The sequence below is a fragment of the Paenibacillus sp. VTT E-133291 genome (assembly GCF_002264395.1).
GTDB classification, from domain to species: Bacteria; Bacillota; Bacilli; order Paenibacillales; family Paenibacillaceae; genus Paenibacillus_AQ; species Paenibacillus_AQ nitricinens.
Map to the genome: position 1 here is coordinate 1 of NZ_NFVA01000123.1, position 15,369 is coordinate 15,369.

11 protein-coding genes and 1 other RNA gene are annotated in these 15,369 nt (G+C 44.9%); 2 read left to right on the forward strand and 10 right to left on the reverse strand.

The features are described 5' to 3' along the window. Window positions 1–63: 63 nt before the first annotated feature. Window positions 64–2,193: a pectate lyase family protein gene (locus tag CA598_RS28815; RefSeq protein WP_094878704.1), complete on the reverse strand. Its 2,130-nt coding sequence runs from the start codon at window positions 2,191–2,193 to the stop codon at window positions 64–66. A gap of 266 nt (window positions 2,194–2,459) precedes the next feature. Here CA598_RS28815 and CA598_RS32475 point away from each other — a divergent pair, with 266 nt between their 5' ends. Next, a complete protein-coding gene (locus CA598_RS32475; RefSeq protein WP_179085866.1) occupies window positions 2,460–2,636 on the forward strand; it encodes a hypothetical protein in 177 nt (58 codons plus the stop codon). 141 nt (window positions 2,637–2,777) lie between these two features. On the opposite strand, the gene CA598_RS28820 is transcribed toward CA598_RS32475, so the two are convergent. Next, on the reverse strand, window positions 2,778–4,031 hold the full coding sequence (locus CA598_RS28820; protein ID WP_094874404.1) for a mechanosensitive ion channel family protein: 1,254 nt from the start codon (window positions 4,029–4,031) through the stop codon (window positions 2,778–2,780). A 95-nt stretch (window positions 4,032–4,126) separates the two neighbouring features. Continuing rightward, on the reverse strand, window positions 4,127–4,984 hold the full coding sequence (locus CA598_RS28825; protein WP_094874403.1) for a LysR family transcriptional regulator: 858 nt from the start codon (window positions 4,982–4,984) through the stop codon (window positions 4,127–4,129). A 128-nt stretch (window positions 4,985–5,112) separates the two neighbouring features. On the opposite strand from CA598_RS28825, the gene CA598_RS28830 reads away from it, so the two are divergent. Continuing rightward, the gene (locus tag CA598_RS28830; protein ID WP_094878705.1) at window positions 5,113–6,102 is read left to right on the forward strand and encodes a zinc-binding dehydrogenase; all 990 of its coding nucleotides are present in this window, start codon (window positions 5,113–5,115) and stop codon (window positions 6,100–6,102) included. A 139-nt stretch (window positions 6,103–6,241) separates the two neighbouring features. On the opposite strand, the gene CA598_RS28835 is transcribed toward CA598_RS28830, so the two are convergent. The 7 genes from CA598_RS28835 to secG all read right to left on the reverse strand — a co-directional run bounded on the left by CA598_RS28835 (window position 6,242) and on the right by secG (window position 15,178). Beyond that, entirely contained in the window at window positions 6,242–7,558 is a 1,317-nt protein-coding gene (locus CA598_RS28835; protein ID WP_094874401.1) for a BaiN/RdsA family NAD(P)/FAD-dependent oxidoreductase, read from the reverse strand. A gap of 31 nt (window positions 7,559–7,589) precedes the next feature. Further along, window positions 7,590–8,906, reverse strand: coding sequence for an aminoacetone oxidase family FAD-binding enzyme (locus CA598_RS28840; protein ID WP_094874400.1), 1,317 nt, complete (start codon window positions 8,904–8,906; stop codon window positions 7,590–7,592). Between the two features lie 432 nt (window positions 8,907–9,338). Next, on the reverse strand, window positions 9,339–9,704 hold the full coding sequence (locus tag CA598_RS28845) for a hypothetical protein (protein WP_094874399.1): 366 nt from the start codon (window positions 9,702–9,704) through the stop codon (window positions 9,339–9,341). A gap of 253 nt (window positions 9,705–9,957) precedes the next feature. Further along, window positions 9,958–10,322, reverse strand: a transfer-messenger RNA (tmRNA) gene (ssrA, locus tag CA598_RS28850). Between the two features lie 198 nt (window positions 10,323–10,520). Then, window positions 10,521–11,000: an SsrA-binding protein SmpB gene (gene smpB / locus CA598_RS28855; RefSeq protein ID WP_042123338.1), complete on the reverse strand. Its 480-nt coding sequence runs from the start codon at window positions 10,998–11,000 to the stop codon at window positions 10,521–10,523. Window positions 11,001–11,730: 730 nt separating this feature from the next. Continuing rightward, a complete protein-coding gene (rnr, locus tag CA598_RS28860) occupies window positions 11,731–14,601 on the reverse strand; it encodes a ribonuclease R (protein WP_094878706.1) in 2,871 nt (956 codons plus the stop codon). Window positions 14,602–14,944: 343 nt separating this feature from the next. After that, window positions 14,945–15,178: a preprotein translocase subunit SecG gene (gene secG, locus CA598_RS28865; RefSeq protein ID WP_042123332.1), complete on the reverse strand. Its 234-nt coding sequence runs from the start codon at window positions 15,176–15,178 to the stop codon at window positions 14,945–14,947. Window positions 15,179–15,369 lie beyond the last annotated feature (191 nt).

Genomic DNA, 15,369 nt, shown 5'->3' on the forward strand with positions numbered 1-15,369 from the left:
TACTGTCTACTATGATGGGAGCATATCACAATATCGTTAGCAGCTTTTATTTTATAAAACTATCTATTCCAACTTCATATAATACAGATTCGCCGTACTATCCTTCGTTATGATATGTGCGCCCGCCGTAATGGAGACAGTGGCAATGCCATTCGTTATAGGATAACTTGTTCCATCCACTTTGATTTTGGTTCCTTCTGTGTTGAACACTAGGGTTAGGGTTGAAGCTTTAGCGGCTGTGAACTGAATACTGGTTGCACTCTCAATTTTTAGACATTGGGTTAGGGTTGAACCCTGATATGTCACATTTCCCTTACTGGTTGAGAGATTCCCCTGAATATTAAAGAAGCTGCTCGTTGTTCCATCAGTGGTAAAGTTATGCGAGGTTGCTCCCGCTGAAGGCACTGGCGTGCCCGCTGGTGTCGGTGTAGGTACAGGTGTCGGTGTTATTGTTGGAGATGGTGTTGCTGTTTGCACAGGAGTAGCTGTTGGAGTCGGACTTGTTGGGTTTGAATTGCCCCCTACAGAGACAAGCCCCGTTGTGTAGCTTCTGATTGCAGACATCAGCGCTGTATTCAGCGCATACGATGCGTCATCCACGGAATCATTAAATGCCCATGTGAAGTCTCCGCCATTCAGACGTCCGGCTTTTGCCGTAACAACCTGTTCTACATTGCTTACGTTATCAATATTCGATACGTTCACTCCGGTTTGGACGCTCGTATCGAAGTTATTATATGCTGTTCCGCCTTTTAATGCTTTGTATGAGCCTGGGACGGATTCATTTCTCGACGAGGCTAAGTAGGCATCAAATGAGGCTGCATTAGCAGGAGCTGTCCCTGTATTGGAGTTAGCGTAGATAAGACTTGAAGCATCAATAATTAGATTGTTATAAGCTTTAATCACACCTCCATTTTCACCCGAGAACGTACCCTCACCTAAAGCATCTGTACCCTGTAAAGAACTAAGCATTGGGTCTTTAGTATTTCTAAAAACATTGGATTCCACAAAAGCCGAAGCTCCGGTTGTAACGCCGACACCATATTTCGAGACTCCATCATAGAAGTTATTATAGACGTGAACAGAGGCCACTCTGATCCGCGGATGACGGGAGTCCGAATGATCGAACCAGTTATGGTGGAAGGTAACAAAGAATTCTGCAGACTCACTAAGTCCGACTAGAGCAGCCTTTCCGGAATCAAAGTAGTGATTATACGAGATGGTAATGTACGTCGATCCTTTTTTGAGGTCCGTAGATCCGTCACCCTTGGCTTGGTCTGCATCGCTCCCTGCGGATCCATAGAAAATATCATTATTATGCAACCATACATTCGCATTGCCTGTGTCCATTGAAATGCCATCGTCAGGAAATAACATCACACCCAGATTTCTTACTTCCAAATTACCAACATATCTAAGCAGCAACCCCCAACTGTATGCATAAGCATCTTTTCCGATACCTTCGATTGTAATATTCATTTCCGAATAATTATTTTTACCTTTGACTTCAAGATATCCACTGCTGTTAAGCTGTCCGCTCAGGTCAGCAGCTGTAACTTTACCGATAATTCGGATGGCAAGCGGGGTTGTATCATAACCCTTTTGTCTCAGAGCCAAGATACTACCAAGACCAACGCCAGTTTGTACAGCACCTGAGCTGTTGATTTTCACATCAAGTGTTACGGTTTTCGCATTCTGAGATGTTATATAAAGCAATTGAGCACCATTCCTGAGGGTTCCATTCTCATTATAAGCACCAGAACCCGTACCAAATGGCGAGCTTGCCGAAAAAGAAAATCCAGATCGATCATATGACGTTACGGATAACGTATTTGATACTGCACTTGCCGCTCCTCCCCCCGAAAGGGTAGCTTCAACCTTCATTACATAACTTCCAGCTGCAAGCCCTACAGCATCCGCTCTCCAATAGGAAGAATATTTGCGGATCAATTCATTATCAATCTGTTGGTACCCCGAATCTGACGCGCTTGCCTGTTTAACATATACGTTATATCCTGTCGCATTACTTACAGGTGACCATTCCACATATGCCGCTTCATTCCAGCCTCCACTGCCTGTTATCGAAAGACCAGCAGCATGCACTACTGTATTTGTCCATCCACCTGCTATCAAAGAAAGTGCAAGAGAAAACAACACACCAATACTGATTACCTTGGCAATACTTTTTTTCATTTTATTCCCTCCTGAAATATTACATTTTATAGAACTGAAACATCCCCAACATATCAGAACAGAAATCAGTTCCGATACAATCATTTCCTCATATTTTTCACATCTAACAGTATTCTGAGTTAATGATTATAGGACAGAGCATTGATACATCCGTACTCTCGGCAATGTATCCTGGGCTCTTGTGAAAATACAACACGAATAGCCACACAGTAGCCAGCACATAATAAAAATCACAACCATTAGATAATCAAGGGAGGAGCTTTCAATTGAGTGCAAATCAACCAGATAAGAATCTAATCAACACAGTAAAAGAACTGGAAGCCACGCCCGTAAACAGCCTGGAAGCCCAACAGCAGCAGCAAGCCCGTAATGATCGCCGCAAACAAGCTCTGCATGACAGCGATGGCAAATTCTCAGAAAATGAATCTGGGAACTTCCATTAGAGTCTTCTGCTATGTCAGAACCCCAATAAATTGTACGTTTTATGATCCTTTCCAAAATGAAAAAAGCGTAAAAAAGCGACCACGATGGTCGCTTTTTTACTGATATTAAGAAATGCCTTCTCCTGCAAATCATTTTTATCTTCAGTATCCGGATGAATACTCTTTGCTTTCTTTTAAGCGAGCAATATCATGGCCCGTCGGGTTTTGAAAGACACGAAGCCCAAATATCGGTACAACTGCAAAAATGTGATCAAAGATATCAGCTTGAACCGATTCATACACCACCCAGTTAGTATCATTGCTAAACGCGTAGATTTCTAAGGGCAGTCCATTATCCTCTGGCGCTAGCTGTCTGACGATCAGTGTCATATCCTTATGAATTTTAGGATGATTCCTCAGATATTCATGGATATATTCTCTGAATACACCAACATTAGTGAGATGTCTTCCATTTACTTTACTCTCCGTATTGATTTGATGTTCGATATTATAAATGCTAATTTCATTTAATCTTGCCTTTATAAAATCGGAAAGGTAGTGAATCTTCTGGAATTCCTCCATCATTTCTTTTGTACAAAAGCATATGCTGCTTGTATCGATATGAACACTTCGTTTAATCCTTCTGCCGCCAGATACTTGCATGCCCCTCCAGTTTTTAAACGAGTCTGAAATAAGGGCGTAGCTAGGAATCATGGTGATTGTTTTATCGAAATTCATAACCTTTACCGTATTCAATGTAATGTCAATTACATCACCATCCGCATTATATTTTGGCATTTCGATCCAGTCACCTACACGCACCATATCATTCGATGATAATTGAACACCTGCCACCAAGCCCAATATAGAATCTTTGAAAATTAGCATAAAAACAGCTGATAATGCACCTAACCCACTAAGTATAATCAGTGGATTCTGACCAACGAGGTTAGAGATCACCACAATAACACCAATGATAAATAGAATAATCTTTGCAACCTGAATGTACCCTTTAATCGGTCTAATCTTGGAGATCTCAAACGAGCGATAAATAGCATCGATTGCATTAAGTAGTGCATTAAACACTGTGATAGTTACGATAATCATATAAGTTAAGGCGGATTTTTCAATAAAAGCCTGATATAGCGGAAAGATAGACGCAGAATAATAGATGATGAAGGCTGGCGCGAGATGCGACAGCTTGTGAAACACTTTTTTCTCCAAAACGATATTATCCCACGAATACCGATCCTTACTAATGAAATGAATAATTATCTTCAGCACAATTTTTTTGGCTATTAAATTGGCCAATATAGAGAGTAGTGCTATAAATAAGACCATGATTATATTCGAAAGATAAACTGTCATTTGTTCGCTTACACCGTATTCTGCTAGTTGATCTTTAATAAAGTTCATCATTTTCCTCCTGCTGCGTGTTCTTAGATTGTTGTTTGATGAAATAGTCTAGTACTAAACTAACATTCAACACTTCGGTCGTTGCGGGTTAACTATTATTGCCTAGTTTTAACTAGTTGGATTAACCTTGTCAACGCGCTTGAGTAAATCGAGTCATGCCTATGCACAAACCATACCTGCAAATCTCGATACTCTTCAGGCAAACGGTGGGAAGTAATTATTCCCTGTTCTTCAGCCTTGGCTATCGATGACTGTGGCAGCATAGACACACCGAGTCCAGAGGAAACGCCATCTAGAATAACTGCTAATGTTCCAAATTCCATTATCTGATAAGTGGTTAGGCCAGTGCCTCTAAGAAAACTCTCTGCTTTTGCCCGATGCGTACATCCAACGTCAAAGAACAACATCGGTTTCATGAGTAGATCATACATTTCGTTTTGTCCCGGCTCAGAGATCAACACCAACTCCTCTTCAAAGGCCGCAATATGTTCTATATCTGGATCATCAACAGGACCATAGACGAACGCTCCATCAAGCTCGTAATCCAACACCTTTTGTAAGAGCGTATGTGTCACACCCGTAGTGAGCGATAAATTAACATCCGGATATCGTGATTGATACTCGGCCAATAGCGGAGTCAGATGAATGACTGCTGTCGCTTCAATGGAGCCTATCCGAAGAGGCCCTGCAGGATGGTCCGAATATTGTGTAGTTTTCACAGCCTCATCCATCAGAGCCAGTATCTTATCCGCATATTCCAGTAAATTTTCGCCAGCCAAAGTTAGCGTCATTCCTCGATTGGACCTCCGAAAAAGAGGGGTTTTCAACTGCGCCTCAAGATACTGAATTCGAGTCGTCACATTAGATTGTACATAATTTAACATTTGCGCAGCCTTGGTTATACTACCCTCTTGAGCTACAGCTTGAAATATTCTTAAATCTCCGCTTTCCATTTCTATGTCACCTGCTTGGTATGATCATTTATGATACTCACATTCGGTTTTGTTCATTTTACTGTATGATTCCCACTCTGTACAATTCAGAATAGATTCATTGAAATACGAATTACTGGAGGATTAGGATGAAAGCAATCGTACATGCTGGGATGAACGGCTTGAAGAGCCTGACATATGAAGACGTTGTTGGCAAACAGCCGGGTCTCGGCGAAGTAAAAGTAAGGCTTAAAACCGCAGGGTTAAATCATCGAGACTTATTTCTCATGGCGGATCGAACAAATGAGGATTCTCCCCTGATTATGGGCTCTGATGGGGCGGGTATAATTGAAGCGGTAGGTGAAGGCGTAACATCACTTACAGTAGGTACCGATGTAATCATTAATCCGTGTATCGGATGGGAAATCACCCACGATGTCCCGAATGTTCCGGCCATAGTGGGCGGCCCTTCAGATGGTACATTTGCCGAGTCTATCATCATCCCTGTGCAAAATGCCATCAGTAAGCCAGCTTATTTGTCTTGGGAAGAAGCGGGCGTGTTGCCCTTATCTGCCTTGACAGCCTATCGGGCTTTGTTTACGAGAGGCCGCTTACAGCAAGGTGAACATATCCTTATTCCAGGTATTGGTGGCGGTGTGGCTACTTATGCCATGCTTATGGCTTCAGCAGCGGGTGCACGAGTCAGTGTCACATCACGAAGGGAAACAAAAAGACAAGTTGCTCTTGCACATGGAGCAGATCATGCCTTTGACAGTTATAGTGATTGGAAGGAAAGTATGAACGGAGAAACAGTAGATCTCATCCTGGATAGTATCGGGCCAGCGACGTTCCAACAGTACTTTGATATCATTAAGCCAAATGGCCGGATCGTCACGTTTGGGGCAAGCTCAGGAGATCGAATGGAATTAGCAGTACGATCCATATTTTTTCCCCAAATCAGTGTCATCGGAACCTCAATGGGAAGCAGTGAAGAGTTTGTTGCGATGCTTCAATTTATGGAACTCCACTCGATACGCCCTATCATTGATAGTATGTATCCTTTACAAGATACCTTTCAAGCCTTTCAGCGAATGCAACAGGGCGAGCAGTTTGGGAATATTGGAATAAGAATTGATTGAAAAAAGACACCTCTCAAGGTGTCTTTTACTTACTCCAAACGGAGCAGAGCCGTGGCATGGCAAATCTATTAGCCGCCGTGTGTTCAATGCATGCAAGTATTCCACCGCAACGTTTCAAGAGTCTGCAACCTCTAGCCTCTTATGTGGTGCCGGCACGTCGTTTAGCAAGCGCCATCGCAGCGACATGGCCTGAGCTCCAGGCCCATTGCAGGTTATAGCCGCCGCAATCACCATCGACATCCATCACCTCACCTGCCAAATAAAGCCCAGGTACAATCTTAGATTCCAACGTTCCTTCAACTAGGTCAGTCGTATCGATCCCACCAGCTGTTGTTTGTGCATTCGTGAAGCTATTGGTATCGGCCACTTTAAATTCCCAACGCTTCATGAGTCGATAAAATATTTTCTTAGTTTTCCACGATAAATCCTCACAGAGCAGGTGAACCTGTTGATCAATTCCCGCTTCCTTCAGCAGAACCGGAATCAACTTCTTGCTGATGATGCCGATAAAGGCGTCCGCAACTGTCCGGTGCCCGAAGATCGCCCAGTGTGTTTCCAGAAAATCAATTACCTCTTCTTCCGTACGTTCCGGCATCATATCAACCGACAATGTCACGGACTCTCCTCTTCCGAGATTATACGCAGCCTTCCTGCTTAGCTGAAGTATTGGCGGGCCCGAGATGCCATAGTCCGTGAAAAGAATTTCACCATATTCACTGCGGATGACTTCATTGTTTACGATAATATGACCTAATCCCTCGAATTTGATGCCAGATAGTTCCTTTAAATACGGATAATCTAACTTCAATTGCACAATGCCTGCCACAGGATGAATCATAGTATGTCCCAGCCGTTCGACAAGCGTATAACCGGATCCATCTGTTCCCGTTTTCGGAGCAGTAAGACCCCCCGTACATAGAAAGAGGTATTCGCTGGTATACTCAACTAGCTCCTCTGTCTCCGTTTGGCATTTAATCGTAAAGCGCGGATGTTCCTCCGAAACGATAATATCCAACACTTTATGTTTATAATATACGGGAACATTCCGATCCTCCAGCGCCAGCTTAAATACACCCGGCACCGAAGCCGCCTGCAGCGACATCGGATACATCCGGCCATTCTCCAAGCTTACAAAAGGAAGCCCGAGCGAGGAGAAAAATTCGATCGTTTGGCGGACACCGAATTGCCGCAATACATGTATTGGGAATCCTTCCTGATTACTGTGATACTTGTGTGATAAAGCGGCCGCTTCATCCGTACCGGTGGCGGTGGATTGGTTCGTAATGTTGCAACGCCCGTTACCCGTCGTTATTATTTTCTTCCCAAGCCGGTCATTGCTTTCAATAATTGCTGTATCAATACCTTGATCCCTCGCTGTAACTGCAGCCATTAGACCTGCAGCACCCCCACCGATAATGAACAGCTCGTGGTGCTTAGAAGTCTGATCCTTATACATGTTAATTGATGCATCCCTTTTCCTAATAAATTTATTGAATTGACTTAGCTAGCGCCATGGCGGCCACATATCCGGAACTCCAGGCCCATTGCAGGTTATAGCCGCCGAAATCTCCGTCCACATCCATCACTTCGCCAGCCAAATACAGCCCAGGCACCAGCTTGGATTCCAGCGTTCCCTCGATTAGTTCAGTCGTATCGATGCCACCAGCTGTCACTTGCGCATTCGTAAAGCCATTGGTATCCGTCACTTTAAATTCCCAACGCTTTAAGATTCGATAAAATGTCCTCTTAGTTTTCATCGATAGATCCTGGCAAAGTAGCTGTGGCTGCTGGTCGATGCCTGCCTCCTTCAGCAGGACAGAAACCAACTTCTTGTTGAAGATCCCCACAAGAGAATCTGAAACAGTCCGGTGTCCAAAGGTCTCCCAGAGCATTTCCAAAAAATTAACTAGCTCTTCCTCCGTGCGGTCCGGCATCAGATCAACCGATACTGTCACATTCTCTCCTCTTGCGAGATAATAAGAAGCTACCCTGCTTAGCTGGAGAGCTGCCGGACCAGAAATGCCATAATCCGTGAAAGCAATCTCACCAGATGCACTGAGAATGTTTTTACCATTTACAAAGATATGGGCTTGTCCCTGAAATTTGATACTGGTCAGCGCCCTCATATTCGGATACTTTAGCTTCAATTGCACAATGGCTGGCAAAGGCTCGACCAGGGAGTGCCCCAGACGTTCGGCAAGGATATAACCAGGAGGTTCTTTTCCCGCATTTGGACCGGTAAGGCCACCCGCACAGAGAAATAGATATTCACTGGTATAAACAACCTCTTGTACCTCCCCCTCCTCTGTTTCCGTTTGGCATTTTATCGTGAAGCGCGGATGATTCGTCGAAACAGTAACATCCAACACTTTGTTCTTGAGGTATACCGGAACATTCCGATCCTCCAGCGCAAGCTGAAAAATATCCTGCACCGCTGCAGCTTGCAGCGACATCGGATACATCAAGCCCTCCTTCAATCTTGTAAGCGGAAGCCCGAGCAAGGAGAAAAAATCAATGGTTTGACGAATGCCAAATTGCTGTAATACCGCCAATGGAAATCCAGCCTGATTACTGTGGTACTTACGCGACAAAGCGACCGCTTCATCCGTACCCGTCGCAGTGGAATCATTCGTAATGTTGCAGCGGCCATCACCTGTCATTAATATCTTCTTTCCAATCCGGTCGTTGCTCTCCAGAATGGCAGTATCGATACCCATATCACGCGCAGTAACAGCGGCCATTAGTCCGGCAGCACCCGCGCCGATAATTAACAGCTTATGGTGGGTACTTTGAAATTGATTCATGATGATCTCACCCTATTTCTTATTCTAAATAAATATTATAGCATTAAGTAACTATTAAATCCTTTAACTATAGGTATACCGTTCGCGAAGCAATGCTCTATATCCCTATTTTTCCACTATTGTATATACCTTAAACTCAATAATTAATTATATCAAAATAAAAAGACAATGCAGCATATAAAGAAAGAGAGCATGCGTTTAAACAATTCTTTCAGATTCACGTATGAGAATATATTAGTATTAATAATCACCGTACCTTCACCCGTCGTCTTCATACCCCCTAGTAAGTGAGTCATGCTGTTACTGTATCCACTAACAGCAAGCCCCAGAACAGTCTAGGGATAAGCCGTTTAACCGCCACGTATTATCCGAAACTTCCGTTAGAATGAAAAAAGACACCCTTCAAGGTGTCTTTCTCTGATACTCCATATACTAATTCCCTGCAGAATTAAGATACGTTTCAGCTTCTTCTATCGATTCATACAAGTTTGCAATATCTTTAAACATACGATACATTTGCGCTTTGTAGAACGAGGTAGGCGCAACATACACCCATTTGTGTTTTGTAGAGATTCCAGCTTTGACAGCTTCTTCACTAGTTGGAGCAAGAATTGCCAACACTTCTTGCTTAAATACCAGGCCACCAGTAATTACAGTCATACCTGTAAACCCTCGCTTAGTTTTCTTCAGTACTTTCGGAAATTGTTCCGCATACGCAAGGGCATCCTCAACATCCATACCGTCCGATGTTACAATAATTCTGTTTTTGTTTTTAACATAATCAATAGTAAAGCTCATGATAGTAATTCCTCCGAATGTTTTTCTTTTTGGATGCTTAATACCATAATTTTATATCAATTCGAGTTCTTATAGATGTAGTTTCGGAAAATGTGCCATTAATTATTAACTTCAAAGTGAATGATCTTATTCAAGATGTAGACAATAGGTCTGCAATAATGAACACATTTAGTTCCCCATAACTCCTTGTCTAGATTCGGTGTACAATCCAAGCACTAAACAGCAAAAAACCCGCTAATTCAGCGGGTTTTTCTTATGGAGCCGAGGGGAGTCGAACCCCTGTCCGAAGATAACGGCACATAAGCTTCTACGAGTGTAGTCACAGTTTTGATGTCACCCGAGTATCGCCCCGTAACCGGCTATACGTTGGGTCAGCCTGATTATCTTCTTCCGTTGACCCCAGGCGGAGACCAGACGGCGTATCCCACTACTTGTTAGCCCCTATCCCTGTCACATGGGCGATGCAGGGTAGAAGCACGCGCGCAGTTTCTTAGGCTGCGAAAGCGTAGTTGTTTTGTTGTTTGCCGTTTAATAGGCTTTAGCGTTGATGAAGCGGACGCGTCCCCACTACTCGCTACTCATGCTCGAACTACCCCCGTCGAATCCAAGAACGGCCCCTCATTAAAAAGGGCGCTTCGGATCAAGCGGATCTTCCAAGCAAGAGAGATCCAATCCACAGCTTCTTCTTGAAGAAGTCTGTAACGAAGCAATAATCTTACTTACTCAGTATATCACATTTATCAATACTTTAACACGTGGGTTAAAGGAATTGAAGGTGGAAACTGGTACTCATTTGAATCGTCCATTCTTCCTAGATTATCTGGCGATCTTTTGCTTCTCACGCAATACACGCTGGATATCACGCTGAGCATCACGCTTAGCAGCAGAGTCACGTTTATCGTACTCTTTCTTACCTTTACCAAGACCAATTAACAGCTTCGCATAGCCATTTCGCACATAAACCTTGAGTGGCACAATCGTAAATCCATCTCGCTTGGACAAGCCCAGCAGTTTATGAATTTGCTCCTTATGCATCAGCAATTTACGAGTACGCGTCGGGTCCGTAGGGTTAGCACGATTACCTTGTTCAAACGGGCTGATATGCATGTTGTGAATGTGAATCTCACCGTTACGGATCGTAGCAAAAGCATCTCCAATATTAGCGCGGCCATTACGCAGCGACTTGATCTCTGTACCTGTCAGCACCAAGCCAGCTTCATAAGTATCCTCGATAAAATAATCATGGGAAGCTTTTTTGTTCTGGGCAAGTACTTTCCCGTCTGCTTTTTTACCCATGAGAATCACTCCTTGAATCATATTCATAAGTTAAAGTAACCATGTCTCTCTAATCTTAAACGACATAGTCATCGAACGTCTGATCTATATTGTAACAAATGGAATCGATTGTGCGCAAGGAAGGATCAGGTAATCCTTTCTCGGCCATTTTGACAACTAGTTGTCAGTAAGTTTACCCAATAGTTAACTTTAATTACATTTGTTTGTAAAAATACGTTTGTGTTTCTTTATTCACACATCCCAGTCCACTCATACCCTTTTCTATTCACTCTTTCCCTCCGATGCTTCGCTAAAGCTACATAAATGCACTTTATAAATCTATTTAATATATTTAGACGCTCGATGGTTGTTTAGTTGTACTTTCTGCAGTTAAAAACTCGAAAACATGCGGTTTTGAAGATACTGATCAGATTTAGTTGTACAAAGTGCAATTAACCTCAATCTCTACTGAAACACCGGAATTTTAACTGCACATTATGCAATCAAAAAATAAGCATCGTTATAACACTGGTTACTTCGCTCCAATCCAAGTGTCAAAGTCACAAAATGACGCTGTCTCATAGCTTCTTCAGGCTATTACTTAACAACTTGTGGAAACCAATAGTCTCGTTCAGAAACGAGACTTTCACACTTGAGCAGCGAAAAAAAATTAAAAAAGCACTGCCCCCTCAAAGGAGACAGTGCTTAATCTTGCGTCATAGAGCTACGTAACGCAGTCCAATAACGTTATTTATTTCTTCTTTCTCTTACGAGGAGCTCCGTCTGGAGCGCTACCTGTAGTATCGCTACGTTTAGAAGCGGCTTGTTCCGACGTCTGAACGTTGCCCGGTGTCACGGATTGACCGATGAACACACCGCTTTTGTTCTTCTTTTTCCGGCGACCTTTACCTGTTGGAGCACCGCCACGGCCTTCACCGCCAAAGTTACCACCGCGGTCCTCACGGCTACGGAACTTCGTGCTGCCGTCCAGACCGCGGACTTCGCCGCCGGAAGAGTCAGACGCAGGAGCGCCATATCCGCCTTTGCCGGAGCCAAAGCCGAAGCTAATGCCGCGTCCACCACCGGCACCGCCGTTGTCACCGCCGCGGCCTCGCCCGCCGCTGCGCTCACGCGGCGCGCCTGCGTTGCCGGCTTCGCCTCCGCGCTCTGCGCCGGTGCTTCCGCCCGGCGCCGCCACTACCCGGCTCGCATCCTCGCCGGCATCACGCCCGCGCTTCCGCTTTCCGCGTCCGCCCGGTGCAACACCGGCCGCTTCGCGCGGCCCTTCGCCGGCGCGCACACCAGCGCCCGGCTTGCTCTTGCCCGCGCCTACAACAGCGCCGGGCTTGCCTTTACCGCCGCGGCCCTTGCCGCCGCCGGCTTTACCCCCAGCGGCTGGCTTGCCGAAGCCGCCAGCCCCACGGCCGCCCTTGCCACCGCGGCCGCCTCCAAAGCCACCGCCGCGATGTTCACCTGGCGCGCGTGGCTTCATGTCGACCAACTCGAAATCGATCGTGTGGTCATCCATATTTACCTTGGCGACTCGAATCTTCACCTCGTCACCAATGCGGAACACCCGCGATGTGCGCTCGCCAATGAGCGCCATATGCGCTTCGTCGAAGTGATAATAATCGTCGCTCATAGCGCTGAGACGAATAAGGCCTTCGACGGTATTGTCCAGCTCGATGAACATCCCGAAGCTGGTCACACTGCTGACCATAGCCTCGAATTCCTCGCCCACTTTATCCTGCATGTACTCCGCTTTCTTCAGTTGCTCTGTATCGCGCTCTGCTTCTACCGCCACACGCTCACGTTCTGAGGATTGCTGAGCAATGTCAGGCATCCGGCCGGCCAAATAATCATGCCGTTTCTGACTCAATGCGCCCCCATTCTCAATCACTTCACGCATTACGCGGTGAATGACCAGATCGGGGTAACGACGAATCGGAGAAGTGAAGTGGGAATAATATTCCGCAGCCAGTCCGAAATGGCCTGTGCTCTCCGCGTCATACTTCGCCTGCTTCATGGAACGCAGCATCATTGTGCTAATCACTGTCTGTTCCTTTGTTCCTTGAATTTGCTCCAACAGATCCTGCAAAGCACGTGGATGAACCGAATTGCCACGGCCCTTCACGTGATATCCGAAATTGGCCGCAAAAGCCATAAAATTCTGCAGCTTCTCCGGGTCTGGATCTTCGTGAATCCGGTAAAGGAACGGTACCTTCAACCAATGGAAATGTTCAGCCACCGTTTCATTCGCCGCCAGCATGAATTCCTCGATAATCTGCTCAGCCACCGAACGTTCACGCTTCACGATATCTACAGCCTTGCCGTTCTCATCCACGATGATTTTGCTCTCTTCAAAATCAAAATCAACCGCGCCCCGCCGCATCCGCGCATCACGCAGCTTCATCGCCAATTCTTTCATGAGACGGAAATCATCAATTAATGGACTATAGCGCTCCAGCAATTCTGGATCTTCATCCTCCAAAATTTTGCGAACATTGGAATAAGTCATTCTTTCCTTGGTGCGAATCACACTTGTAAAGACATCGTGCTTCACGACCTTCATGTGTTCGTTAAATTCCATCTCGCAGGACATCGTTAAGCGGTCTACCTGGGGATTCAAACTGCAAATCCCGTTAGACAAACGATGAGGCAGCATCGGAATCACCCGATCCACCAAGTACACACTACAGCCCCGATCATAGGCTTCTTTATCGAGCTCAGAGCTCTCACGCACGTAATAACCTACATCCGCAATATGCACGCCTAGCTTGTAGTGTCCGTTCTCCAGTCGCTGAACATTAACCGCATCATCCAGGTCCTTAGCATCCTCACCATCAATCGTGACAATGTTTAGTCCGCGCAAGTCGCGACGTCCCTGCTCAGCAATTTCCTCTTCTGTGATGGAGTCCGGAGCGTTGTCCGCTTCGTTCATGACTTCAGCGGGAAAGGCCTCTGGCAGCTGATGTTTACGGATGATAGATAGAATATCAACTCCCGGATCATCCTTATGTCCGAGGATCTCAATAATTTCACCCTCTGCCGCTGATCGGCCTTCTGGATAATTAACAATGCGCACAACGACCTTTTGGCCGTCTACCGCTCCCATGAAGGATTGCTTTGGAATAAAAATATCACGGTTAATCCGTTTATCATCAGGCAGCACAAAACCATAGGTCTCCAAGTTTTGAAATACGCCAACTGTCTGCAATACGCCTCGTTTTACAATACGTTCAACTTCACCTTCCATACGTCCGCCGGACGGACTTTTAGAAGTAATACGGATTAGAACGATATCTCCATTCATAGCTCCCTTAAGATCATTCGCATGGATATATACGTCAGGATGATCACGATCATCCGGGATAAGAAAAGCGAAGCCTTTCGCATGAGCCTGTAACCGGCCTCGCAGTAAATCCATTCGTTCCGGCACGCCATAACGTGCATTTCGAGTTAATACAATTCTTCCGTCCTGCTCTAATTCAATTAGTAGTTCCTCGAACTTTTTAAACCCTGTGCTATCTTCTAGAGCAAAATGGCTCACCAGCTCTTCATAAGTCATTGGTTTATATGCAGTTTCCCGCATGAAATCGAGTAATATTTCTTGTGTTATCATGTTCGTCACCCCAACCCTCCGCGGCTCCAAGCCGCTGGCAAATATGTATGTCTTGTCCTGCTCTGTAGTAATGCCAAGTAAATTTTACCTTTACCTACTTCATACCCTAGTATACACGAAATCAATCCTGCGCATCCCTGTTACTGTCATCCAAAGGTAAACGCAGTACAAAATTTCACTCCACCGAAAAAGAAAGTCTTCTTTATGATGCTTTTCGTACCGAATTCTTTATTCTTACTACTATGAAAAGAAAAGCACCAACAGGTGCTTCTCCTTTTAATTATAACAAAAAAGCCTTCACTCCATTCCATTCAGAACAGAGCGAGGGCTTACTGTAGGTACTTTAATCAATGAAAACAGCAGCTAGAATTGCCATAATGAAGAATCCTGCAGCAAGTCCAACAGTTACACGTTGTAGTACAAGTTCCATACCACGAGCTTTTGTTTTACCAAAGAGATGCTCAGCACCGCCGGAGATGGCACCGGAAAGACCCGCGCTTTTCCCCTTTTGCAGAAGAACGACCGCAATAAGACCGACGGAAAAAATCAGGAGCACAACTTTCAAAAAGATATCCATTCACTTCCACCTCCTACGCCTAAGCATCACTATCTATGGTAATTGAGGTTATCACGATACATAAACAGTATTCTTATTTTATCATAGCAATGCCGTTAATACAACAGCCTAGGCTGTTAAGTCGTAGCTTTTCTTGAAAGATTAGGATAAACAGCTATTCAAAAAAAGACCCGCCATAATGGCGGGGGGTC

Coding starts and splice junctions, on each gene's coding strand:
- CA598_RS28815 (WP_094878704.1), bottom strand. CDS start 2,193: ATGAAAAAAAGTATTGCCAAGGTAATCAGTATTGGTGTGTTGTTTTCT.
- CA598_RS28820 (WP_094874404.1), bottom strand. CDS start 4,031: ATGAACTTTATTAAAGATCAACTAGCAGAATACGGTGTAAGCGAACAA.
- CA598_RS28825 (WP_094874403.1), bottom strand. CDS start 4,984: ATGGAAAGCGGAGATTTAAGAATATTTCAAGCTGTAGCTCAAGAGGGT.
- CA598_RS28830 (WP_094878705.1), top strand. CDS start 5,113: ATGAAAGCAATCGTACATGCTGGGATGAACGGCTTGAAGAGCCTGACA.
- CA598_RS28835 (WP_094874401.1), bottom strand. CDS start 7,558: ATGTATAAGGATCAGACTTCTAAGCACCACGAGCTGTTCATTATCGGT.
- CA598_RS28840 (WP_094874400.1), bottom strand. CDS start 8,906: ATGAATCAATTTCAAAGTACCCACCATAAGCTGTTAATTATCGGCGCG.
- CA598_RS28845 (WP_094874399.1), bottom strand. CDS start 9,704: ATGAGCTTTACTATTGATTATGTTAAAAACAAAAACAGAATTATTGTA.
- smpB (WP_042123338.1), bottom strand. CDS start 11,000: ATGGGTAAAAAAGCAGACGGGAAAGTACTTGCCCAGAACAAAAAAGCT.
- rnr (WP_094878706.1), bottom strand. CDS start 14,601: ATGATAACACAAGAAATATTACTCGATTTCATGCGGGAAACTGCATAT.
- secG (WP_042123332.1), bottom strand. CDS start 15,178: ATGGATATCTTTTTGAAAGTTGTGCTCCTGATTTTTTCCGTCGGTCTT.